At 54.9% G+C, this 24,623-nt stretch carries 22 protein-coding genes; 3 read left to right on the forward strand and 19 right to left on the reverse strand.

What is annotated here, in order from left to right; all coding sequences use genetic code 11:
• Positions 1–14: 14 nt before the first annotated feature.
• Positions 15–971: an AraC family transcriptional regulator gene (locus tag HZU72_RS13910; protein WP_180093086.1), complete on the reverse strand. Its 957-nt coding sequence runs from the start codon at positions 969–971 to the stop codon at positions 15–17.
• 162 nt (positions 972–1,133) lie between these two features.
• Here HZU72_RS13910 and HZU72_RS13915 point away from each other — a divergent pair, with 162 nt between their 5' ends.
• Entirely contained in the window at positions 1,134–2,168 is a 1,035-nt protein-coding gene (locus HZU72_RS13915) for an aldo/keto reductase (RefSeq protein WP_180093088.1), read from the forward strand.
• Between the two features lie 127 nt (positions 2,169–2,295).
• Here HZU72_RS13915 and HZU72_RS13920 read toward each other — a convergent pair whose 3' ends face one another.
• The 7 genes from HZU72_RS13920 to HZU72_RS13950 all read right to left on the reverse strand — a co-directional run bounded on the left by HZU72_RS13920 (position 2,296) and on the right by HZU72_RS13950 (position 9,934).
• On the reverse strand, positions 2,296–2,799 hold the full coding sequence (locus HZU72_RS13920) for a DoxX family protein (RefSeq protein WP_180093090.1): 504 nt from the start codon (positions 2,797–2,799) through the stop codon (positions 2,296–2,298).
• Between the two features lie 138 nt (positions 2,800–2,937).
• Entirely contained in the window at positions 2,938–5,115 is a 2,178-nt protein-coding gene (locus HZU72_RS13925; RefSeq protein WP_208458090.1) for a xanthine dehydrogenase family protein molybdopterin-binding subunit, read from the reverse strand.
• Positions 5,112–6,110, reverse strand: a complete 999-nt coding sequence (locus HZU72_RS13930; RefSeq protein ID WP_180093092.1) for an FAD binding domain-containing protein — start codon at positions 6,108–6,110, stop codon at positions 5,112–5,114. The genes HZU72_RS13925 and HZU72_RS13930 overlap by 4 nt, the downstream gene beginning before the upstream one ends.
• Complete coding sequence (locus HZU72_RS13935) at positions 6,110–6,799, reverse strand: (2Fe-2S)-binding protein (RefSeq protein WP_235976115.1); 690 nt, start codon at positions 6,797–6,799, stop codon at positions 6,110–6,112. Before HZU72_RS13935 ends, HZU72_RS13930 begins: the two co-directional genes overlap by 1 nt.
• Positions 6,800–7,231: 432 nt before the next feature.
• Positions 7,232–8,740: an ATP-binding protein gene (locus HZU72_RS13940; RefSeq protein WP_180093094.1), complete on the reverse strand. Its 1,509-nt coding sequence runs from the start codon at positions 8,738–8,740 to the stop codon at positions 7,232–7,234.
• On the reverse strand, positions 8,737–9,456 hold the full coding sequence (locus HZU72_RS13945) for a response regulator (RefSeq protein WP_180093096.1): 720 nt from the start codon (positions 9,454–9,456) through the stop codon (positions 8,737–8,739). Before HZU72_RS13945 ends, HZU72_RS13940 begins: the two co-directional genes overlap by 4 nt.
• A gap of 301 nt (positions 9,457–9,757) precedes the next feature.
• Positions 9,758–9,934 carry a DUF2790 domain-containing protein gene (locus HZU72_RS13950; RefSeq protein WP_180093098.1) on the reverse strand — a complete coding sequence of 59 codons (177 nt, stop codon included), beginning with the start codon at positions 9,932–9,934 and terminating at the stop codon, positions 9,758–9,760.
• Positions 9,935–10,451: 517 nt separating this feature from the next.
• Between HZU72_RS13950 and HZU72_RS13955 the strand changes: the two genes are divergently transcribed.
• Positions 10,452–11,438: an XdhC family protein gene (locus HZU72_RS13955; RefSeq protein WP_180093100.1), complete on the forward strand. Its 987-nt coding sequence runs from the start codon at positions 10,452–10,454 to the stop codon at positions 11,436–11,438.
• Positions 11,439–11,591: 153 nt separating this feature from the next.
• Here HZU72_RS13955 and HZU72_RS13960 read toward each other — a convergent pair whose 3' ends face one another.
• The gene (locus HZU72_RS13960; protein ID WP_180093102.1) at positions 11,592–12,539 is read right to left on the reverse strand and encodes a quinone oxidoreductase family protein; all 948 of its coding nucleotides are present in this window, start codon (positions 12,537–12,539) and stop codon (positions 11,592–11,594) included.
• 124 nt (positions 12,540–12,663) lie between these two features.
• Here HZU72_RS13960 and HZU72_RS13965 point away from each other — a divergent pair, with 124 nt between their 5' ends.
• On the forward strand, positions 12,664–13,575 hold the full coding sequence (locus HZU72_RS13965) for an AraC family transcriptional regulator (RefSeq protein ID WP_138799665.1): 912 nt from the start codon (positions 12,664–12,666) through the stop codon (positions 13,573–13,575).
• 34 nt (positions 13,576–13,609) lie between these two features.
• Here HZU72_RS13965 and HZU72_RS13970 read toward each other — a convergent pair whose 3' ends face one another.
• From HZU72_RS13970 to HZU72_RS14015, 10 genes are all read right to left on the reverse strand, one after another.
• The gene (locus HZU72_RS13970; RefSeq protein WP_180093104.1) at positions 13,610–15,829 is read right to left on the reverse strand and encodes a xanthine dehydrogenase family protein molybdopterin-binding subunit; all 2,220 of its coding nucleotides are present in this window, start codon (positions 15,827–15,829) and stop codon (positions 13,610–13,612) included.
• A gap of 3 nt (positions 15,830–15,832) precedes the next feature.
• Complete coding sequence (locus HZU72_RS13975) at positions 15,833–16,285, reverse strand: (2Fe-2S)-binding protein (protein WP_022519857.1); 453 nt, start codon at positions 16,283–16,285, stop codon at positions 15,833–15,835.
• Between the two features lie 20 nt (positions 16,286–16,305).
• Complete coding sequence (locus HZU72_RS13980) at positions 16,306–16,701, reverse strand: c-type cytochrome (protein WP_180093106.1); 396 nt, start codon at positions 16,699–16,701, stop codon at positions 16,306–16,308.
• 289 nt (positions 16,702–16,990) lie between these two features.
• Positions 16,991–17,581, reverse strand: a complete 591-nt coding sequence (locus tag HZU72_RS13985) for a class I SAM-dependent methyltransferase (protein ID WP_180093108.1) — start codon at positions 17,579–17,581, stop codon at positions 16,991–16,993.
• Positions 17,578–18,270 (reverse strand): DedA family protein, encoded by a 693-nt coding sequence (locus tag HZU72_RS13990; RefSeq protein WP_180093110.1) that lies wholly within the window; start codon positions 18,268–18,270, stop codon positions 17,578–17,580. The genes HZU72_RS13985 and HZU72_RS13990 overlap by 4 nt, the downstream gene beginning before the upstream one ends.
• A gap of 41 nt (positions 18,271–18,311) precedes the next feature.
• Complete coding sequence (locus HZU72_RS13995; RefSeq protein WP_180093112.1) at positions 18,312–20,630, reverse strand: xanthine dehydrogenase family protein molybdopterin-binding subunit; 2,319 nt, start codon at positions 20,628–20,630, stop codon at positions 18,312–18,314.
• Positions 20,631–20,640: 10 nt separating this feature from the next.
• Positions 20,641–21,105 carry a (2Fe-2S)-binding protein gene (locus tag HZU72_RS14000; protein ID WP_138799658.1) on the reverse strand — a complete coding sequence of 155 codons (465 nt, stop codon included), beginning with the start codon at positions 21,103–21,105 and terminating at the stop codon, positions 20,641–20,643.
• Between the two features lie 79 nt (positions 21,106–21,184).
• The gene (locus tag HZU72_RS14005; protein ID WP_235976120.1) at positions 21,185–22,216 is read right to left on the reverse strand and encodes an alpha/beta hydrolase family protein; all 1,032 of its coding nucleotides are present in this window, start codon (positions 22,214–22,216) and stop codon (positions 21,185–21,187) included.
• Positions 22,217–22,447: 231 nt separating this feature from the next.
• Positions 22,448–23,416, reverse strand: a complete 969-nt coding sequence (locus HZU72_RS14010; RefSeq protein ID WP_180093116.1) for an SDR family oxidoreductase — start codon at positions 23,414–23,416, stop codon at positions 22,448–22,450.
• 101 nt (positions 23,417–23,517) lie between these two features.
• Complete coding sequence (locus HZU72_RS14015; protein ID WP_208458092.1) at positions 23,518–24,504, reverse strand: alpha/beta hydrolase; 987 nt, start codon at positions 24,502–24,504, stop codon at positions 23,518–23,520.
• Between the last annotated feature and the right edge of the window lie 119 nt (positions 24,505–24,623).

Consider the following 24,623-nt stretch of genomic DNA (forward strand, 5'->3'; position numbering starts at 1 on the left):
CCCAGGCACCTTTGCTATACGATAGAGCCGCTCTCCGCTGAACTTCCGGGTTCAGCGGGTGACATCCTGCCGCGCGGAGTATCCCGAGCATAGCGGGCTGGCGGCACTCCTACATGGCGAGTGAAGGCGACGCTAAACGTACTGGCTGAACTGTAGCCTACTCGACTTGCTACCTCAGCGATGCTGGCTTTTTCTCTGCGTAGTAAGTTTTTTGCTAATGCCATGCGCCAAGTGAGTAAATACTCCATTGGCGCCATTCCCATCGCGTGACCAAACCGCTCGTAAAACACGGAGCGAGAGAGCGTCGCCTGACTGGCTAGCTGTGTAACCGTCCACGACTGACTGGGACTCTCATGCATCCGGCGGATCACTACCGCAAGCCGCCCATCCATCAGGGTACGCAGCAACCCAGGGGCTGCATCCGTCTTTCCACCCGATCGAAGGGCTTCGATGAGCAGGACTTCTAGCAGCCGCTCCAGCACAACATCACGCGCGGGTCGTTGCGCCCGCGTTTCATCGCTGACGAGTTGCATCAGTGTCGCCAGCCGACTCACTCCCCGTACGTGTACAAGCTTGGGGAGCAGCGACGCCAGCAGAGCCGCATCCGGGGAGCGAAAAACACAGTAACCCAACAGCAGGCGGACATCGGGAGGATCGTCTGCGCTGCCAAGTCTGTGCTCACCATTAGGCAGCAAGATAGGAGTCGAAACGATGTCCTTGGCGCCCGCTGGCAGAAGACTCGACATTGCGAAGTTCTGCGCCGAGGGGATAAGCACAAAATCTCCTTCCATGAGGACAATCTCGTCATGCCCTTCTGCTTCGAGACGGCATCCTCCCTCAAGAATAGCGCAGTAGAAGGGCCCCCCAACGTCTGAGCGGTGGACACGCCAACGACCTGCCCCGCTGCCCCGTTTTGAGAACGGGGCAGCGGGTTGAAGCAGCGCAACTACTTGGGTGAACGGATCAAGCAAATCAGGACACCTGCAAACAAAATACGGACATTACACTGTAGATCATCCGGAGCTGGGTAGCCATACTCTCACGTGCAAAATCCTTTTCCGAGGTGACACCATCCGCAATTTTTATCGCAGTATCTCACCGGATATCGCTACCAAACTACAAGGTAAACTACCATGCAATACCGTAATCTTGGCCGTACCGGCATCAAGGTCAGCCCCTACTGCCTGGGCACAATGATGTTTGGTGCAATTGCCAATGCAGATCACGATGAATGTGTCGGTATGATCCACAAAGCACTGGATTTCGGCATTAACTTCATCGATACCGCCGATGCTTACAGTCAGGGCGAATCTGAAGAGATCGTCGGTAAGGCACTCAAGGGGCGCCGGGACGAGGTCGTGCTTGCCACTAAGGCGTCTCTACCGATGAGCGATGATCCCAATCATCGTGGCGGATCACGGCGCTGGCTGACCCGCGCGATTGAAGATTCGCTAAGGCGCCTTCAAACCGACTATATCGACCTTTATCAGCTTCAACGGCTGGATACAGAGACTGACATTGAGGAAACTTTGTCAGTTCTCACCGACTTGATGCGCGAAGGTAAAGTACGCGCCATCGGCACCTCAACCGCTCCTGCCTCCGACATTGTGGAAGCGCAGTGGGCCGCCGACCGCCGTGGGCTTGCCCGCTTCCGCACAGAGCAGCCGCCCTACTCTATTCTCAACCGCTCAATCGAGCGGGAAGTGCTGCCCACTTGCCAACGTTACGGCATGGGGGTGTTGACATGGAGCCCGCTAGCCAAAGGGATGTTGACTGGCAAGTACCGCAAGGGCGGAGAGCTGCCGGACTCGCTGCGCGTGAAATATTTCCCGAAGGCTATGACCGACGAGGGTAGCCTCGACGCGGTGGAACAGCTCATCCCTCTGGCTGAGAATGCAGGCTTGTCGTTGATTCACATGGCATTGGCCTTTGCGGTGACGCATCCTGCGATCACATCCGCCATAATCGGGCCCCGCACCCCCGAGCAACTCGACCATCTGCTCGTCGGCGCGGAGGTCCAACTGAGCGACGAGCTTCTCGACCAGATCGATCAAATTGTTCCGCCGGGCGTTGACGTGGCACCGCTGGAGAGGGCGGCCTACATACCGCCGGCGATCGCACAGACCTCCCTGCGTCGTCGTGCACTGATGGAGCGAGCGGTCATTTGAAGTTGTTTTCGGTGCTCAAGACGTAATATCGGGGCGGATGTGGAGACCTAAGCAGCACCCTTTAGCTTCAATGGGATGGTCTCATTAAAGGGTGTTGCGTAAAGCATTACCGCTGGGAATATATTACTTAAAGCTCAAAACCTAGTCGCCTATCGACGGAATATCTGCCGCCGCCACGAATGACGAACAGGAGCGACACGAACCCCAGCATGATCGGATATTCGATACCGCGGTCGATCCAAGGATAAGTCGGCCCGATCGCAAAGCAGATAACGATCATCTGCACCGTAAACACCAGCCCAAGAAGACGCGTGCCGAAGCCCATAGCAATGGCGATGGCGCCAAATGTCTCAAGTAGAGCAACAAATATCGCCAATTGCGGCGCGAAAGGTAGCCCCAAAACGTTGCCTATCAGGTTTGTCGTCCCAGCCATCGGATCGGCCATTGATCCATGCGGCATACCCAGTAGCTTAGGAATACCATGCGTCAAGATTGACAGGCCGAACGCTATACGAAGCAGTGCATAAGTGATCGGCTCTCCTCGCGTGTAAAACTGCGCGAGAAAAGGAAAGAGCAAGCGGGGGTGGCCACTCGTGGATTGGTCAACTGCGGTTTGGTTTTTGATAGACATCATTGACTCCATTGACTTGAGATTTCACGACCATCAGGGCGTGAGGAACGTAGCATCCCCACTTGTTTGACGTAGTAGTGGTGAGACCCAGGTTCAGGTTCGGCATCACATGGCAGTAGCTTCTATTGCTCATGTCTCTTAAAGCAGATCTTCGATCCGAATCGGCAGATGCCGAATCCGCTTACCGGTCGCATGAAAAACCGCATTGGCGACCGCGGCTGAGGCACCGACCATGGCGACCTCGCCGACCCCCTTAACACCGGAGGCGTTAAGCTGTAAGTCAGGGATATCGAGCAGTTCGACGGTTATGTCACCGATATCAGCGTTCACCGGCACGACATAGTCAGCAAGATCGTTATTTTGGATAAATCCGTAACGCGGATCGACTTCAGCGGCTTCTTGCAACGCTGCCCCGATTCCCCACACCACGCCGCCCTGAACCTGGCTGGTCGCTGTGCGGCGGTTCATCACGCGTCCGCAGTCGGCGACAGAGACGACGCGCGGTACTCGTACGCGCATCGTTGTTGGGTCAACACGCACCTCAACGAAATGGGCGATCCAACTAAACGCAACCAGTTCATCATAGATGGGCCCAGCCGTTGCCGGTGCGCCCTGCCGCATTCGGTCTAGGGCGGCCTGGGTCTGATCCAAGCCCAACTGCTCAATCTCCACCTCGAGCATGGGACGCTTTGTGGACATAAGCTTGCGATGCACGTCATCCCCTTCGCGTAGCTCTCCGACAAGTTCCGTCAACGCCGCCTTCATCTTTTCTGCCACTGCACGAGTGGCAGGCACCGCACTTCCCGTTCCCCAAGAACCCGCGGTGAGGTGCTGGGCAGCGGCTCTCGTGTCGCCCATCTGGATATCTAGCTTGTCCAAGTTGACTGGGAGCACCTCCATCAGCTCGGCGGCGATAGCGCTACGCATTCCCTGACCCATCTCATGCCCTGTAATGAACAGGCGTGTTACGCCATTTGCCTGAATACGCAACCGCGCGATGGCCGGGCACATGGATCCTTTATAAGCACCGGCGGCAACTCCCCAACCGATCAGCGTTCCATCCTCGGCCGTCATTGTGCGCGGCGCCGGGTTGCGTCGATTCCATCCAAAAAGTTCGGCGCCCCGCTCCAAGCAGCGGGCCAGTGTCCGGCTGGAATAAGGCTTTCCGGTTATCGGATCGCGGTCTGTGTCATTGACAAGACGCAGTACAACAGGGTCCATCTCAAGCAAATAAGCCAGTTCATCAATGGCACTTTCGAAGGCAAAGCTCGCCGGGTGCTCATGTGGAGCTCGCATATAGCCTGGAGGGGACGTATCAACGCGAATCAACCGTTCACGGCCAAGCCAGTTGGCAATGCCATAAAGATGGCTCACCATTTCATTGTGAGAGGTTCCATAAAAATGGTCGTAACGAGCATTTTGCTGATCACTTTCGTAGATCGTCGCCACTAGCCGTCCATCTCTTGAGGCGCCAAGCTGTATGCGGTGATTGCTGCGTGGGCGATAGGCGGCAGTATGGAAGAGTTGGGCGCGAGGCATTACCAACTTAACCGGTCTGCCGAGTAAAACAGCTGCCCGTGAGACCAACGCTGATTGAAGTTGGAGAACAGTTTTCTGACCGAAAGCTCCTCCTACATAGGGACTGATCGCATCGACAGTGGAGGGGGCGAACCCAAGAGCACCGGCGGTACCGAACTTAATCGCGCTGGTATTCTGGGTGCCTTCAAGGATGGTCAGCTTACCGGCCCCCCAATACGCCGTCGTGGAGATGAGCTCTAACGGGTTGTGATGATTCTGCGCCTGGGCGTAGACAGCATCGACCGTCACCTCTGCCGCCTGAAGCGCAGCGTGGGCATCGCCTACCTCAGCCGTTATCTCGTAGGGTTCTGCTTCGGAGCCCAGCTCGTCCATTGTTGCGGTGAACGGTTCCACACGGTAGCTGACGCGTACCAAACGAGCCGCTTCACAGGCCGCCTCCAGCGTCTCGGCAACCACGAGCGCCACGGGTTGACCGCGAAAGCGGATCATGGTGTCCGTCATCGGCTGCAGACCGGGCTGATTGCCGCCTAACGTGGCAGGCGTCACTGCTATATCATCAGCGAAATCCTCATGGGTATAGACACGCACAACGCCCGGCTCTGCGATGGCTAACGCGGTGTCGATCGCGGTAACGCGCCCTTTGGCAATGGTGGCCGGTACTGTTATGGCGTGTAGCAGCCCATCGAGCGCTATATCGGCAGCATACAGTGCGCGACCTAATACTTTTTCACGGGCATCGATACGTGGCCGGTCAGGGGTAGTCTGCAGTGTCATCATGCAATCCTCTTGGCTGCGATCATTAGAGCATCGGCGATTACTTCAGGCCCGAGCGTAAGCTTGAAAGCGTTGTGCTGCCCCGGCCGCGCATTTGCAAAGGCAGCTCGGCCGGCAGCGAGTGCACGAGTTCGGGTGAGAGGATGGCCGACCAGCGCTGTCTCAGCTTCCGTTGCGCGCCAAGGTATGGACGCCACGCCACCCAAGGCGACGCGAGCTTGAAGGACGGTATTACCCTGCATCTCCAGAACAACCGCTGCAGACACTAGTGCAAAGGCATAAGACTCACGATCGCGGATCTTGTGATAGGTCGAACGCCTGGCAGGCCACTTGGGAACGGTGATAGCGGTAACGATCTCATCCGACGTGAGGGAAAACTCAATATGAGGCGTATCACCCGGTAAGCGATAAAGCTCGGCGACGGGAATCGTTCGGCGCCCATTAAGACCTAAGACATCCACCGAAGCGCCGAGCGCAATAAGGGCGACCGGCCAATCGCCAGGGAAAACGGCCGTACAGGCACTGGAGGCCCCCAGCAAAGCCTGCCCGCGATCCAAGCCCCCAATGGCGGCACACCCAGAGCCCGGCTCGCGTTTGTTACACGGTGAAATACCACCTGCACCATTACGGAAGTAGATGCAGCGGGTGCGCTGGAGTAAATTGCCCCCTACCATTGCCATGTTACGAATCTGTTGCGAGGCGGCCTTCAAAAGTGACTCCGCCAGTACCGGGTATTCATCTCGAATCACGGGATGCACAGCGACATCCGCCATCCGGGCCATGGCACCAATGCGCAGTGTGTCGCCCTCCGTCTCAATAGCATCAAATCCGTCGATATCGCTGACATCGATGATATGCGCTGGCGTTTCAATACCTAGCTTCATCAAATCGTAGAGTGTGGTGCCCCCGGCGATGAAACGTGCCCCTTCTCCGGCATTAGAGAAAGCGGCCAAGGCGGCTTCGGGCGTGTCTGTACACGTATAGGTAATCGACTGCATCAGCTCTCTCCCATCTCTCTAGCGGCATCCTCAATCGCTCTCACAATGCCGACATAAGCGCCACAGCGGCAGATATTACCGCTCATATACTCACGGATTAGCTCAGGACTCATCGCATTACCTTCATTGACACACGCAATACCCGCCATGATCTGCCCCGGCGTGCAATATCCACACTGCAAGGCATCGTGATCAATAAAGGCCTGCTGCATCGGGTGCAGGATCTCCCCATCAGATAGGCCTTCAACCGTCGTTACCTCATGCCCATCAACCTTAGCGGCGAGTGTTAGGCAGGACACCACACGGCGACCGTCGACGTGAACGGTGCAAGCACCGCACTGGCCGTGATCACATCCCTTCTTCGCGCCCACCAGTTCCAACCGTTCACGCAACATGTCGAGAAGAGAGGCGCGGGTGTCGATATTGATATTGACCGGCACGCCATTCACTCTTGTTGCAATCCTGGTAGTGGTGCCTGGCTCCCATCGAGTAGGAGACGTCCCAAGTGTTGTGTTCTGCTGCGCCCAACTGGGCATGGGAAGAAACGCGCTAGCCGTTAAGAAAGTCCCAAGCCCTAGGGTTTCGCGGCGAGTCATAGGCAGGAAGGTTGCGCGTTGATCATCGTTCATAACCTCACTCGCCTGTATATCATCGGGCTGAGCTGGTTCTTGCTGGAATTCGTTACTCATTGGGAACCCCGCTTTAGTGGTCAAGAGATAAACCCGTACTCACACTTCAAAAACTTGAATCGACAGCGCTCTTATAAAGAAACAATGAGCCTTAAGCATTGATCTGCTAAAAATCACCAAGCTTAACTATTGATTCTCTGCGTCGAATAAAAAGATGTTAGGCCAGAGTTGTGCCCACGATATGCCGAAGTTTTCGACACTTTGTCGCAAAATGTGCCAATCAAACTAAAGCGCAACAAAAGATGGGATTGACGCGGTTTAAAGCAGGTCTGTAGGGAAAACTAGAGTCAACAAGATGAGAAAGGCAATGGTGAATAACGAGCCAACATTGGCACTTTATATCTCAGCGCCAAAATAAGGACTAGGACGACTCAGTCTTGGCCGTTAACAATTTGGCCAAGACTGTCGTCACATAAAAAGCGTGGGACGAAGCTATTTTGGTAAGTGAGTGCTTTGTGCGGAGCTTAATGTTTTCTTGAGCCTCCAGGGGCGCTCTTTTTTCACCGGCGTTGCGTTTGTACTGCCTTCTCTTGGGAGTGAGATGATGGCTTGCATACCGGTTTCGGTGTTGCACAGTGAGATATCTCCCCCATGCTGCCGAGCGACCGCGCGCACAATTGAGAGGCCGAGGCCGCTGCCGCCTGTCTCCCTGCTTCGAGACGTTTCAAGTCGCACAAAGGGTGCGAACACCTTTTCTACCATGTCGTCAGGTATTCCAGGGCCACGGTCTTCAACGACAATATCAACAGTGGCCGCTGTGTATTGAAGCGAAACCTTTGCCTCTCCCCCATAACGCACCGCGTTCTCAATCAAGTTTCTGATTGCGCGACGGAGGCTATCAGGCCGACAAAGGTATTTCATCTTCATCCCCTCGACATGAGTAACCGGATAACCCAGATCAGATTGATCATCACAAATACTTCCCACCAGGGCTTCGAGATCTATATTACGCGTTTCCTCTCTTACAGCTTCTCCATGGGCGAATGAAATTGCGCCTTCAGTCATCGACTGAAGCTCATCAATCGTGGCTATCATCTTGCGCTGGATCTCTGCATCGGTAACAAATTCTGCTCTTAGTCGAAGTGAGGTTAGCGGCGTACGTAAATCATGACTAATGGCCGCCAACATCTTTGTGCGATCCTCCACAAAACGATGTAGTCGACTCTGCATTTTATTAAAGGATTGAGCAGTCCGCTTGATCTCTTCAGGTCCGTCTTCCAATAACGGTGGCAAATTTTGTCCTCGACCTAAGGCTTCAGCGGCGGTTGCCAGATTTCTCAGTGGTCGAGCAATGCGGCTGGCGATAAAAATACTGATCAAAGCAAGCATGAGGGCTGTGAGCCCAAGCGACATCAATGATCTGGACGTCCATAAGCTGCCTTTATCGTGCTGATAATAGGCCGCGTTCAACCATCGCCCGTCATCAAGTTGCACCGTGAAACCATACCCTTGACTGCCTGAAAACTGGAGCACTTTTGCTGGCTGTGGCATCAGCCATAAATAGGGCTTTGGCGTCATCCATGAATCAGATGCATTAGCAGTGAGCACTTTATTAGCGCTCGGCAATTGCGGGGAAGCAGAGCCGGCCCACCCTAATGTTCCGCTCGGATCGACAGAGCTATCCAATGGCAGCGAAAGCCGAGCGAGCGCTTGCAACCTCCAGTCATTTGGATCCATAGGCTCGATGTCGGTTAACCAGTACCTCAAGTAGCTACCTTCACTTGCGTGGAGAGCCTGCTCCCGCAATTCCGGCGATAGCGACTCCATCAAGCGGGTCACTGATGATGCCCGGCTGATAAACTCTGCTTTCGCTCCCGCATCGAATTTCTTGGTGTACTCATCCAAGGATATGAGGAAGGTGAGTGCCTGAGAGACGATTAGGGCCACGAGCGTCAGACCAATGATTTGTGTTGCGAGCCCCCTTCGCCAAAGACGAGTCATTCGGGCGCGACCTCGGCGCACAGACTGTAGCCACCACCCCAATGCGTTTTAATAATCGTCGGATGTTTAGGGTTTTCCTCAATTTTCTTACGGAGGCGGCTAACTTGGTTGTCAATGCTACGGTCAAATATCTCGGCTGTCCTTCCTGCCGTCAGATCAAGGAGTTGCTCCCGGCTAAGTATCAAACCTGGCCGCTCGATGAAAACCTTGAGCAAGCGAAACTCCGCGGTGCTTAGCGGAATACCGACACCATCGTCGCCGACGATTTCCTGGCGCCCCAAATCGAGCTTCCAGTGATCAATGCGGACGACCCTGCGATCTAGAGTGGCACGCGCTGGAGCCGCGCTGGTGGCACGGCGAAGCACCGCTCTAATCCGCGCAAGAAGCTCACGCGGATTAAATGGCTTCACCAGATAATCATCCGCACCGAGTTCCAGACCAATAATGCGATCGGCATCTTCGGCCATCGCCGTCAGGAATATGATAGGAGTATTGCTGGAAGTTCGAATTTCCTTGCACAGCGAGATGCCGTCCTCGCCGGGCATCATGACATCCAGGATAATCAAGTCGACAGTGTGGCGCTCAAGGAGATGCCGCAAGGCCACACCACTTTCCGCTACGCTGACCTTATACCCCTGCTGCTCGAGATACTCCCGAACCAAGTCACGGATATCGTTATGATCGTCAACCACTACCACATGGGTGGCGTTCTGCATTGCCCTACCCTCTTATGGACTTTTTAAAGAGTAGCAAAGAGTTCTCCCTAGAAATGCGCTAAGTGTGAGGCGTGTTGCCCGAAAGCCACCGCCTCTTGAGGATTAAGCCTCAGAAGCGGCGAACACGCTAGCATTGCTTATAATTGCAAAAAATCCCTTTTTCTGCTCCCATCATAAGCGGCATACCAGCGAAGTAAAACGCTTATGTGCAAGATAGGTTCATTGACGCCGGGCGAGCCTAAAACGATCTAAAGATCCTAGGCCCGCCCAACGATTAGGTATCACAAGCTGTCAGAACCTTTTAAGGATTTCTTTCGGTCAGATCAGCCGGTGAAAGTCCCCGGGTCTCATGGTCTTGATGCATCGTTATCGCGTCGACATAAGTCACCCTGTTATCTTTAGCCGATCCCCGCTCAGCAAGTGCTGCGCTAGAAACAAGCATTAATGTAATCACTAACGTTGCATTTAAAATTTTCATGATTCACTCCTCGTGCCTAAACTGTAGTTTAAGCATCAATAAATTTTGAGCTACCCCAAACATTTAAAGTGACCTTCGAGAATTAAAAGCGCCACTCCTGTTGGCATTAATAACCACCTTATATCCGAACAGAACCGTTTAAGGGTTTCAGTTCTGCAGCGAATAGGGAAATATTAAGGGATAGATATACCTACGTTATGCCAAGTTTTTAGACATTTTGTCGCCAAATGTGACAGCGAAGCTAAACGCAGTTAAATGAGATAGATTTGCCTTTAAATATCCGAGGAAATGTGCTGTTTTAGCGCGGAGACAAACTGATACAAGTACGACACACTATTAAAGCTCAGCCATAGTAAAGTGCTCTCATTGCGTATTAAGAAGGGAGTGTCGACTATGAAAATTCCAGATTTTGACGATAGCGTAGCAGCACAATTTCAGGGGTCTGTCTTCGAAACACTCAACGTGGCGCTGTTTGTTATCACGCCACAACGGTCACACCACCTAATATGGCTAGATCATGCTTAGGGTTAGCGAAGGTGAACATTCATCGTCGAGGTTCACCACGTATCTTGAGCATGCCCAGGATGTCCTTGGGCAATGGATCGATTGGTCTCAAAAAAGCAAGGTGGCGCTTGTTATCGTAACGTCGACAGTAGGCGGCGCGGTGCGCATGCCGGGCGCCTTAATGGCTGTGTCTGAAACAGGCGAAAGTTGCGGCTATATTTCAGGCGGCTGTATCGATGCAGACGTCGTCAATCATGCGCGAGAAGCGCTTCGTTCTGGCCAAGCAGCATGGCTGAGATACGGCAATGGCTCGCCTTTTATGGATTTACCTCTCCCCTGTGGAGGCGCCATTGAGATTTGCGTCCTTCCAAATGCAAAGGACGATATCCTACGTGCGTGCCATTATCGGCTCGCCTCGCGCCTGACAGTGACACTCAACCTCTCGGAAACTGGTGATCTCAGGTTGGGACAATCGACAGTCGCTAGCGAATTGTCTTTTCCATACACACCCAAGCTCCGTCTGCGCATCGCCGGACGTGGTGCCGACAGTTTAGCGCTTGCCCGACTGGCAATGGCCAGTGGTATTCAAACCGAGCTGCAACTCCGTGATGGAATCGACATCCAAGATGCCCAGCAACTGGGAATCGACCAAGTTACCAAGTTGACGGTTCCAACATCGCTTCCGGAACTGAATGACGATCCATGGACAGCCTTTCTCCTCGCCTTCCATGATGTCGATTGGGAGCAGCAGCTCCTGGCCCAGGCCCTAAACGGCCCAGCCTTTTATATCGGCGCGGTTGGTAGCAAAAAAACTCATGCCCGCCGTTGCGAAGGACTCCGCAAGGTCGGTTTTACCGAGAGACAGATCAATAGAGTACGCGGCCCCGTTGGGTTAATTCCATCCATGCGTGACGCATCTATGCTCGCAGTCTCCGTGCTAGCCGAGATCGTTGAAGCCTATCAGAGCAAGGTGCAATTTCATCCAGCCCACTTTTATTGAACCGCAATAAAGCGTTGATGGAGTTCTTAAAGAGTCACCAAGAGTGCCTACACCTTCTTGAGCTCAATGCTTTGAAAGCCATCGGGGCCTATAAGGCCCCGATGGGATCATAATAAGAACCTGCTAACCCTTATCAGAAAGGCGCAGTTTGTATTACGAAGCTGGAGTGAGGATATAACGAATGTTCGGATCTCCGCCCCAGGCCTCTGCCACAGCACTAAGCGGTAAGCATTTATGCGGAGCATGGAAACCAGCTGCCGGTGCAGCGGCAAGCAACTCGCCAGCACCTTGGATGAGTTCATTGACAGCCACACTGCCGATACCGCTTCCGATCAGCTCCAACCCTGAACTACGCAGCATATCGCCGCGAATGGGGATCTCATCTCCCGCCACGGTGCCGAGTTGCACATAGCGGAGACGTGGCTCACCGGCACCCGAGCCACGATTTAGAGTGGCGGCCCTTAAAACATGTACAGCGGGCTCACCCCATAGGAAGTCGAGCACAATATCGACCCGCTCGTTAAACTGCTCACGCAATGCTGCCTCGCTGCCGTCATTGAGGGCGATCTTCACATCAGCGTTGAGGCTTTGAAGTTTTTTCTCATCACGGCCGACGGCGATGATCTTACCTGCGCCACAATATCGAGCGGTATCAAGTGCCATTCCACCAGCTGAGCCTGCCGCACCCAGCACCATCACCGTTTCACCTTTTCGCAGTTTGGCTCGACGTGTAAGCGCGATCCAGGACGCTAGCCCAGCCGTGGCTATGGATGCTGCGTGTATGTCAGGCAACTCATCTGGCACTGGCACCATCATGTGATTGGTAACCAATGACCGCTCTGCCATAGAACCAAACGGTGCCTTGGGGAAAAGAAAGTAGACGCGCCGTCCGCTAGCATCGACTCCTACGCCGTCAACACCCGGTATGAATCCGGCTTCTGCACCACTCGCATAGTGTTTGCCTGACGCTAATCCTTTCACAATAGGGCTTAGCGCAGTGGCATTCACCTTGACCACCGACTCTCCCTCACCGGCCACTGGCCCGCGAAAATCCTCAAACGATGGTGGAGCACCGAATTTATTCACAACAGCTGCTTTCATGATGTTTATTCCTGAATATTGATTCTTCCCACTGAAGAATTGCCGCATTGGCAATGTAGGCAGAATCAACCGAACGATCTATACTTTAAAGTCCGCTTTTTTTACGCATTCGTCCGGGCAATATATGGATCCTCTTTCTGAAGTACTCTCAATGCTAAAGCCCCGTAGCTATATCACCGCTGGCTTCGATGCAGGCGGTGCATGGGCGCTCACACTCGATGATCTAGCTGGTCGAATCAAATGCTATGCCGTCATGCAAGGCGCCTGCTGGCTGTCAATGAAAGATATGGAAGCACCAGTGCTGCTCCAGGCTGGTGACTGTTTTGTCTTGCCCAGCGGCAAAGCCGTACGTATAGGCAGCGACTTGAGCACCGAGCCTAAAAGAGCCAGCGAAGTACTTGATCCCTCTCGTAGCGGCGAAATCGTCACCTATAACGGTGGTGGCGACGTATTTCTGGTGGGCAGCCGTTTCGAAGTCAATGGACGTCACGCAGAGGCACTGCTGCAAACGTTACCACCCCTGATGCGGGTCGAGACCTCGGCTGATCGCGCCAGACTACGATGGTCGATCGAACTGATGATGGAAGAGTTGCAAGAGGCCCGCCCCGGTTCATCCTTAGTGGCACAACAGCTGGCACACATGATGTTAGTACAAGCGTTACGGTTATACCTATCGGAGCAATCTTCTAATGACATTGGTTGGTTTGCCGCGCTTGAAGATCCTCAACTCAGTAAAGCACTCAGAGCGATGCATGCGAACCCTGCACACTCCTGGACAGTTCAGGAGCTAGCGACACAAGCAGGGATGTCACGCTCTACATTTGCCGAGCGCTTTCGCCATAAGGCAGGTGAGACTCCCATCGCCTACCTGACGCGCTGGAGAATGATGCTTGCGGGGGAGCAGCTCACTCACGGTCGTGACACGCTAGCGCGAATAGCCCTGTCAGTCGGCTATGAATCCGAGCATGCGTTTAATACGGCTTTCAAGCGCGTTATGGGCATATCACCAGGGCGTTATATCAAAGCCACGTGGTGAGTCGGACATCGTGATCGCACAACACTTCAGGCGATCAGGCGCCGAGTGCCGCCTTTACCCGCTCAGGTAGGAAAGGGTAGTGCCGGAGCCGCACGCCGCCAGTGAGGCGCGCCACGGCGTTGGCGATTGCTGGCCCGACCGGCGGCAGGCCAGCCTGACCTATGCCGCCAACCGGACTCCCGCTTGTCGGCACCACCGCCACTTCGATTTCAGGCGCCTCTGACATACGAATCACCCTATAGGTATCGAAGTTTCCTTCCTGCACCTCGCCATTGACGATGTTGATCTGCTCGAATAGCGCGTGGCCGGTTCCGTTTGTGATGCCCACGATCATCATGCCTTCAATGTGGCGCGGTTGGATCGCCACCCCTGGATCTACAGCACACCAGACCTTATGCACTCTAATCACACCGGTTTCCCGGTTGAGCGACACTTCCGCAATCTGCGCACAATGAGAGCCAAATGCATCGGAATAGGCGAGGCCTAACGCCCGGCCATCACGCTCACGATCCCATTCGGCCATCTGGCCAACGGTCTCGATGACGTTGCGCGCCCGTGGCTGATCCTTCAGGAGTTCGAGCCTGAGCTGCAGAGGATCAGTTCCCCTAGCGGCTGCGATTTCATCGATAACGCATTCGATACTGAATCTGGTGTAGCCAACCCCGACGGCGAACCAGAAGCCGATGTCCAAGCCATTATCCTGGCGGATATACTCGATCCGGTGCCCTGGCACCGTGTAGTTGAAATGCGCGCCCTCGGTCACCACGTCGTCATGCCCACCCGCGCTTGCGAACAGTTCAGCATTCGTACGAGCAAAAATGGAATCGGCCACAATACGGTGCCGCCAGCCGGTGATATTCCCATTGACGTCGAGACCAACCTGAATGTGCTGCGCTTCGAGTGGTCGGAATTTATCGTGCCGGACATCGTCCTCGCGGCTCCAGATGACCTTGACCGGGCGTCCTTCCACCTCCTTGGCCAGCGACACGGCATCGACGATGAAGTCTGCCTCGGCTTTGCGGCCGAAACCACCACCAAGCAGGGTCACGTTCACCTTGACCTTATCCGGCGTCGTGCCGACCACCTCTGCAGCAAAGCCTTGCGTGCCCGTCGGTCCCTGCGTGGGCGCCCAGATTTCAACAGTGTCACCAGTCACCAGCGCCGTGGCGTTCATCGGTTCCATGGTTGCATGGCAAACCAGATCGCTCATGTAGTCGACTTCAATGACCGTTGCCGCATTCGTGATCGCGGAATCAGCATCACCCTCCGAGAACGCCTCAACGCCCGTTTGCGAGAGATCGCGCCCCACATCGCGATAATGTTCCAGCAGGCGGTCGCTTGTGTAGTTGCGAACCCGTGAGGATGTGCTCCACGTCACATTAAGCAGATCTTTGGCCCGCCGCGTCGCCTCGACCGTCTCGCCAATGATACCGACCCCGTAGGAGAGCGGAACAATATGCGTGATGCCAGGCAGGGCCCTGGCTTCCGAGTCGTCAATTCTCTCGGGTTGCTCACCCTGGACAGGCGCCCGCAATACTGCGCCATACAGCATGTCGGGAAGCTGCACATCAATGCCATAGACTGCACTCCCGTCGACCTTCGAAGGGAGGTCGATGCGGGGGATGTCACGCCTGCCGATATAGCGCCATTGATCGGTCGGCTTCAGATCGGCCTCGGTTACCTGCGGCAGCGGATCGGGAAGCGAACCATCTGTGGCGATCTGGCCATAACTGAGTGAGCGGCCGGTTCGTGCATGTACGACCCTGCCCGGTTCTGTTGTGAGCTCGCCCACTGACACGTCCAGCATGTTGGCCGCGCTCGACAGGAGAACCTTACGGGTCTGCGCGCCGGTAAGCCGTAGCAGCTCATAATAGCCGCGCGTAGATTCGCTGCCGCCCGTGAGCTGGATGCCATAGAAGCCAGGATTGCCGTATTTATCCGCATCGGATGGAGCCTGAACAATGCGAACCATCTCCCAATCAGCATCCATTTCTTCCGCGATGAGAAGCGGCAGAGTGGTCATGATGCCCTGCCCCATCTCGGAGGCAGGCGACATGATCGTCACGGTTCCATCGCCCGCGATGGTCACCCACGCATTCGGGAGGTAATCGCCCTCACCGACCAACGACATTGTTGCGCCAAAGGCATTACGAACTAGGCCACCGAATGCAACCGCAACGCCGAGACTTCCAACCGAAATAAGGAAGCTGCGCCGAGAAATCGCGTGACTGAAAATCTTGACTGTCTTGGTCATGTCTCAGGCCTCCCGTGCGGCGCGCTGTATGGCGCTGATAACCCGTACATAGGTTCCGCAGCGGCAGATATTACCGTCCATATGTTCAATGATCTGCTCACGCGTGGGATTGGGGTTACTCTCAAGAAGTGCCGCTGCTTGCATGAGCTGTCCGGACTGGCAATAGCCGCATTGCGGCACCTGTTCGTCGATCCAGGCCTTTTGAAGCGGATGGCTCGCATCTGGCGACAGCCCCTCAATCGTTGTTACTTCACGGCCAGCCACGTCCTCGAGCCAAGTCACGCAGGAGCGCGTCGGCGCGCCATCGATATGAACCGTACAGGCTCCGCACTGCGCGATGCCGCAGCCGAACTTGGTGCCAGTGAGCTGCAGATGCTCCCTGATCACCCATAGAAGCGGCGTGTCTTGCGCGGCGTCGACATCCACCACACGCCCATTGATTGTAAACGCTGTCATGACGGCTTCTCCTGGGAGGGTTACTGATTTTCGAGATAGTCGATGATCGCCGCACGCTGAGTGTCGTCGGGGACGGTGACGGTCATCCGAGTGCCTGGAACCACCTCATGCGGCGCCGCAAGAAACGTGTCGAGCGAGCGATTGTCCCAGACGATGCCTGAATCACGCATAGCATCCGAATAGCGGGTCCCTTCGATGCTGCCGGCAGCGCGGCCGATAACACCCGCGAGATGCGGGCCAATTCCGTTCTGGCCAATCTGAAGGCTGTGACAGGAACCACATCGTTGTTGAAAGAGCCTCTCGCTGCCAGTTTCCTGCGCCTTTACAGCAGTAGCCAGGGCAAAAAAACCCGCTAATATGCCCGTGGCGAACAGCAGCAAAGCGGCAAGATGAGGGGATTCGTTGGTAGTCTTCATACCGTTATATTCATATCAGGGCTGCAGTGAGAGGAGGTTGCTTCGTGCGCCTCTAAAAGATAGGCCGTCGGAGAAGTACTATCTATGCTCAGAAATCCGCTTTATCTTTGCGATCGTCCAGGATACTTGATGGAATCACTGCCAGACGTGCTGGTATTGTTCAGGCGAGCAGCTATGTATCCTCCGTTTTTGGCACGGACGTCGACGGGTCAATCCAATTTCCCTGTCAGCAAAACCGAATAAAATGACACGCGGCAATATCAGCATGACCCGACCCAAGCACTGGTAGCTAATGCGTGGAAGTGACCCGACGGAAACGGTAGACCGTCGCCGGGGGAAGATTGGCTAACGTGCGGCCTAGCAGTTCCGCTTTAATCCCAAGATGATGCTGGAACCGCTGTGAAACGGGGCAGCGAGCACCATAAGTGAACTGATAGAGCACACCCTCTGGCCTCATTTTACGAAACGCCCCCGACAGAACCGCGATCACTTTACGCGGTGACATAGAAAGTAATGGCAGGCCACTAATGACCGCACCAGCAGGTTTCCCATCGAAAAGGTCGACCATCCGAAGGCGAGTGGCGTCCATTCTCAGTATCTGGGCCTGCGGATAGAGAATACTGAGTGCAACCGCAAACTCAGGCATGGATTCAATCAGCGTCAGATCCTCTTGTTTAACACCACGTTCAATCAATGCGCGCGTAAATACCCCGGTTCCAGGCCCAAGTTCTATCACGGGCCCAGTTTCGCGCGAGATTTCAGAAGTGATAAGACCAGCTAGCGCGCTTCCTGACGGTATAACGGAAGCGACAAGTAGAGGATTTCTGGCCCATGCCAGGAAAAAACTTAATGATGTATTCGTGGTCGTGCACTGCTTCATAACCGATGCTCCTGAACGCGAGTTATAGATGGAAGAAAGTCGGTTGCATGCGCGCATTCGGTGCTTCTTATTACATTCCGCCGACTTGATACCCGTCGCATAAGCCAAAACAGGGCAATTTCTAAACACAACAGAAAACCTAGCGCTACCAGGGTTAGAACCGTTGTATTTTCAGCAGCTGACCAATGGGAAGCGAAGTAACCGATGCTAATAAATAGGCCGTTCCAAATCACGACTCCAGCAGCCGAGGCCAACAGGAAACTCCCTGAGTGACAGCGTAGAAGAGCCGCAAAGGCAGGAGCGAATAGCCTGACGGTAGGCACGAGCTGGAGCGCAAAGGCCAGTACGGTCTGGTTTCGCCGAAAAGATGTAATCCAGTGAGTGATGCGAGAAGCAGGCATTCCGAAAAATCTCCCTAATCTGTTGAGAAACCGCATAGAGCGTGACTCACCAAGCCCTCTAAAAATGTAAAAGAAGACGGTAGCCCCTAAGGTATTGCCTGTAACGGTCACCAGGAAAGCAATTGACAGCGACCAAGTTCCTTCCGCTGCTGCAATCCCAACAGCAAGCAGTAATCCATAGGAAGGTATTACCGGCACGAAACGCTCCGCAAAAGTGATAGCAAAAAGTGCTATCAAGCCATAGGCACTGAGCCATGCGGTAATGGTACTAACTGGATCGAAGTTCATAGGCTGTACTCTCCTGTCACAAGCTACTGTGAGCCCTCTCTTCACACCGCAGAGGTAGGTAGAACGGTTCGCGTGCGGCGTTCAGCTATGGTTTCAGTAGTGGTCAGTGGCAGTGAGCGTATCCGTCGGCCCGTGGCGGCTTGAAGGGCATTGGCGATGGCCCCTGCGATGGGCACGATTCCGGGCTCACCCGCCCCGCCAGGCGGCAGGCCGCTGTCGACGATCGTGACTTCAATCTCGGGTGCGTTCGCTAGGCGCAGCATCGGGAAATCGTGGAAATTCGATTCCACGACCGCGCCACTTTCCAGCGTAATGCTACTCATCAGCGCGGCTGTCACGCCAAAGGCGATTCCACCCTCCATCTGAGCGATCACAGCATCAGGATTGATCACCATTCCTACATCGATAGCGCAGAAAACGCGATCCACGGTGACAACACCATCTTCCCCAACAGTGACTTCAGCAACCTGGGCGACCACGCTGCGATAGCACTCTTCGATGGCGATGCCGCGGCCACGGCCGGGGGCCATGGCTGAACCCCATCCAGCCATCTCCGCCACCCGATTGAGCACGGTCAAATGTCGCGGACTGTTTCGAAGCAAGGCACGGCGGTAGTCCAATGGGTCTCTCCCCGCCGCCAGTGCGCATTCGTCGATGAAGCTCTCGGTGAAGAAGGTATTGAAAGAAAAGCCGTTCGAGCGCCAGAGCCCGATCGGCACGTGGCTGGCCACATGCTGGCTGCGAATGCGTCGGTTGGGAATGGCATAGTGCAGCTTGTCCCCCCCTTCGACGGTCAGACGATCGCCGTCGGGTCCGGGGTTGAACGGCAAGTTGCGGCCAGCGACAGATTCAATGACCGATTGAGCCGCAACCAGTGCGTCATAAGCGCTGGGCAGACCGTCGGGCCCTAGGACAGCACGCAGGCGTGCGGCAGCATGGCTGCGGTAGAGGCCGCGGCCGACGTCCTCCTCACGCGACCAAATCAGCTTGACCGGCCGGCCTCGGTGCCGAGTGGCCAGGAAGGCTGCCTGGGCCGCAACGTCTAGATCACCGCGTCGACCAAAAGCACCACCATTCATGGTGATGTTGCATGTGATTGAGGTGGGCTCTACGCTTCCCCATTCCGTTCCTCGCTGCACACCGGTACGCACCCCCAGGGGAGACTGGGAAGGAACCCAGGCCTCGGCCGTCCCATCTTCACGTACGATCACGGTCGCATTCATCGGCTCCATGCAGGCATGCGTCAGAAAGGGAACCTCATAGGTTTTCTCGATTACAGACATGGAGCTGTTAGCTATGCTGGCCTCCACATCACCGTCATTGATATTTTCGTACGGCGCATCGCTGCCAAGCGCAGCTTGCAGCCTTGCGGACATCTCGGCGCTGTTAATGCCATCCCCGTCGGTTTGCGCCCACTCAATATCGAGACGCTGGGCTGCCTGTTCAGCACGCCACCAGGATTCAGCCACGACGGCCACCTGACGCCCATCAATGATCGCGACATCTCTAACGCCGGCAACGGTACGCACCTCAGCCTCGTTCACGACCCGAGCCACCTGCGCTCCAAAAACCGGCGCATGGCGGATAGAGGCATACAGCAGGCCAGGCTGAACCACATCCATTCCAAAGACCGGCTCCCCTCGGATCTTGGCGGGAAGATCCACACGGGGCTGCGACCGGCCAATCAGCCGCCAATCAGATGCCGGTTTCAGCGGGGGATCATTGGGCGGCGGCAAAACAGATGCCTCTCGAGCCAGCTCGCCATAGGACAAACTTTGGCCCGAGGCCTCGTGCCGAACAAAACCATCGGCGGTTGTCAGCTGATTTACCGGGACGCCAAGACGCGCGGCACCGGCGGCAAGCAGCATCTGTCGGGCAGCGGCACCTGCCAAACGCATCGGATACCACAGTGCCATCGTTGATGCCGAGGCGCCGGTCGCGATAAAGCCAAGAAGCCCGAGCACCCGCCGTCCGATCCAGACCACAGGCCCGCTGGCTTCCTCGGGACGCTGTTGCAAGACGTTGAACCAGCTAGCATAGGCAGGCAGAGGTTCGACCGGAAACTCAACGCTGATACGGTCATCGAAGGGAATATCAAGTTCCTCGGCCACCACCATGGCGAGACCGGTATGGATGCCCTGCCCCATCTCGGTACGTGGCACGTTAACCACTACGCGGCCATCTTCATGGATAGTAAGGAACGCATTGAGCACAGCACGATCACCATCGACATATCCATCGAGGCCATCCACATCGACCAACGCTAGGTATCCGACGCCACCTACAGCGGCAACAAGGGCGGTGCCACCAAGGGCCGCACCGGTGAGCAGAAAGGCACGTCGGGAAAGTAAAAGAGGCATGGCTGTCTCCTCAGCGCTCGGCTAGCATGGCGGCGGCACGATGAATGGCACGGCGAATACGCGGATAAGTGCCGCAGCGACAAATATTGGTGATCGTTTCATCAATGTCGGTATCTGTTGGTCGCGGCGTCGATTCCAGCAGCGCTGTGACAGCAATAATGAAACCTGGTTGACAATAACCACATTGCGGCACCTGCTCATCCAGCCAGGCTTGCTGAATGATCGATAAACGACCTTCCGCATCCGCAAGACCCTCGACAGTGACTACCGATGCGCCTGCCACAGAGCCAACCGGCGTTATACAGGAAAAGCTCGACACTCCATCAATGAGGACACGGCAAGCCCCGCATTGAGCAATACCGCATCCGTATTTCGGCCCGAGCAATTCCAGATCCTCACGAAGTACCCAAAGAAGGGGCTTGCTGGAATCTGTCTCGACGCTTACCGACGCTCCATTAACCACAAACTCAACCATGCTCTTTCTCCTCGGTTTTACCCGTTTTGCATAGGTAATCGGCTGATAGACCTTAAATCGCCTCCCCCCTTGTGGGTACTTACATGAAGTTCATGCTGGCTGTGAGTAGCTCGTCGCTAGTCCAGTGGCTGTCGTGGCTGTCACCTTGTGCAGCATCATGCGACATCGGTTCTGGAGCCCTCGCCAAGATCGACTGCCAAGTGATTTGCCATTCCGCAAGCGCTTCACCGTCGCCCTCAAAGACTAAGTCGAAGAAAGCTAAGGCCAAATCGGCGGTGGCGACTTTGACTTTGGCGTTGAGCGCACGACCGCCGGTAAGGGTGCGATCAGTGAATATGCTGTGGGAACCGCCCCGAAAAACGGCCAGAAACTTGTTCGGGCTGGTGATCGCATCGAAGATATCGATCCGATCCTCTATGCCCGAGTGATAGCCTGGGATCTGGATCACATCATCGGTCGCAGTGACGTGAATGGTAGGGATCGACACATTGTTAAGCACCGTTGCCACGTCGGACTCCCCATAGAACGGCGGTGCGGAGATCAAGACTGCCGCGGAAAAGCGTGAATCCAAGTAGTCAATCGTTTGGCCTTCTCTCACAACTTGCGCGCCAATCGTGAGTAGTGTGGTATTCGCGCCGTATGAGTGGCCTGCAATAACGAGGCGCTGACGGTTAACTGCAACACCGCGGCTGCCCATTTCATCCGAAAGCATTTGGTCAAGCGCAAAGCGTACATCGGCGGCACGTTCGATGGCCTCCGTTTCCCGCGCTGCAGCTTGCAGGCGATCGACCATCCGAAATGGATTGCCTCGCCACAATTCCTCATCACTGCCTACGTGCTGTACATGTAGGCTGGCAACGCCCTGGGCCGACCAGTGTTTTCCGAGATAGCTGTAACCTTCCCGCGAACCACCGATGCCGTGTGAAAACACGACCAACGGCACCGACATTTCAGGCGTAGCCGCCGTAGGCCAGTACAGTCGTGCGGGTACCGGGCGCGAACGATCTTGATCCACCCAGTCGAAATCAGTCACTGAATAGGTGGGCTCTGACTCTATTAACTGCGCGCTCACCGCCGAGTACGGTACGGCCAACCCCGCTAATAAAAGCATGGCGCTCACTTTTCGCCGCCACATGTTTACCTGTTTTTTTACAATCACTGTAGAGATCGGTGTGCCGCTGAACTCAGCGGATCGATCTGGAGCTATTGGTCGATGTATTGGGATATCGTTCATAAGTTGTCTGGTTCCGCACTACGCTACTTTGATAGAAGGCTGTAGTAGTAGATTTGAGAGAGATACGAAAAAAGGCGGCAGACTAAAGACTCGCTAGCGGCCAGCGAATCAATTGAGGCTTATATTTCGTTTATCAGCGACGCTGGAATTCTGAATTTCCTCAAGGGAAAACAGTGCTCCCGTCAATCGTTCCGACTCCTCCCATAACCTGATTGCAACTTCTAGATCCAGTGCTTGTGGAGGAAGTTTGGCCGCGGAAGGATAGCCTCGGGTTTCACCAAACCTATCGGGTCCGTAATAGGCACCACCTTGCGCCTGCGGTGACGTAGCGGCGAAAAGTGTTGGCAACGCCCCCTGCGCTGCTGGCTGAAACAGGAACCAAAGGTAACGACGGATGATCCCCACGACACTTTGTGCTCCAGCGCCATTGGGCAACAAGTCGGTGCGTGAAACGCCTGGATGCGCCGCAATACTCTGGATGCCCCATCCTGCGACATCGCTGCGACGTTGCAATTCGAGAGAAAACATCAAGCAGGCCAGTTTTGACTGGCCATAGGCAACCATTGGTTTATAGCTGCGCCCGGACTGCAAATCGTCGAAGTCGATCGCACCGCTACGAGCGGCAACGCTTGATAGAGTGACGATACGCGGATGATTACCATTACACAGAAGCGGCAATAGCTGGGCCGTCAAAGCAAAGTGGCCAAGATAGTTCGTACCAAACTGTAGTTCGAAATGATCGGCCGTCATTTTCCGATCTGGGGGCGCCATAACCCCTGCGTTGTTGATAAGGAGATCGATACTGTCAAATGAGGAGTGCAGATGCTTACCAAATGCTGCAATTGAATCGAGATTAGCGAGATCTAGTTCCTCAAACCACACATTCGCGTTAACAACATCATGGCGAATCCGATCAATGGCCGCCGCCCCTTTTGATGGGTTTCGGCCTGCAAGGATGACGCTCGCGCCAGCGCGAGCCAGCGCCAATGCGGTTTCTAGTCCAAGCCCACCTGTGCCAGTGACGACCGCGGTACGGCCACATTGAGAGGGGATGTCGGAATCTGTCCAGTTGGTCATGGGGCGTACCTCGCGTTAAGAAGAAAGATCAGTTGAGTGAATAAATCAGCTCATAGGCATTTCCGTATGCAGCAGTATTTACTGGCGAGATTAATTTGCGTTTAAGACGCTCGGCACGAAGGTTGTGTCCGAGCCTGGGCTTCCAGAAGCGCCAGATATGACGGATTAGGACTTAAATGTTTCGAATAGAACAGAGTGAGACGTTCAATGGCTTGATTGACGTAATCGGGCTTGTGGTACAAGTCGTAGTGGCTGGCCCCTTCTACAACGAAGAAGTCTTTCTCAGCGGCAGGTGAACTATTGAACAGCGCTTTACCATTTTTGTATTGACCAGTGTTACCGCGGCGCCCCCCAACGATCACTTGAAGAGGCTGCGTCAGCAGTTCAGGTACCAAGTTAAAGGCATCAAAGCCGAGCAGGTGGATATAGCTGGTGAAGAGCAAGCGATTACTAGAGTTGGGGTGGCGATAGCGCGACTCCCGATAGAACGTGACAGCTTCTAGTACTTCCGGATCCGTAATGCCAACGGCTTCTGCTATTTTTATGCTGTCAGGAATCCAAGGATCAAACCTCGGTTCGGCTCCGCGTGCTTCGTCTGTACGCTGCCTGCCTATTTCTTCCAACATTTTGAGGAGGTCTTCCCTTGTCTGCATCTCACGGAATGCTCGACCTATATCATTAGCCACGACCGTTCCAATGGCGTTGAAGCGCCGGTCGGTAAGCGCCGCTTTGACCGCGTATCCACCACCGGCGCAAATTCCCAGCAGCCCAACGCGTAACTCGTCTATGAAAGGCAGTGTCATCAGATAATCAACGGCGCAACGGATGTCCTCGACCCGAACGGATGGGTCTTCGAGATTTCGCGGCACCCCGCCACTTTCTCCCTGATATGACGGATCGAAAGTAAGGGTCACGAATCCTTGCTCCGCCATCTTCATTGCGTAAATCGCGCCAACCTGCTCCTTTACACTACTACCTGGCGTGGCTAGAACGAGTGCAGCATAGGTTTTGGTTTCGTCGAACCCGTTAGGAAAATGGATAATTCCGGCCAGTTCGATGGCTCTGTTTCTAAAAAAAATGCGTTTCATACTGACTCTCCTGCTTATATTGGCTGAGGCCGCCGTATGCACTGGGATACTGCATACAGCGACAGGGAAGCCTTTACTGGTGATCGATAAATTCGACCCAGCCATGTCGCTTGCTTCAA

Source organism: Vreelandella sedimenti, from assembly GCF_013416325.1.
Classification (GTDB): domain Bacteria; phylum Pseudomonadota; class Gammaproteobacteria; order Pseudomonadales; family Halomonadaceae; genus Vreelandella; species Vreelandella sedimenti.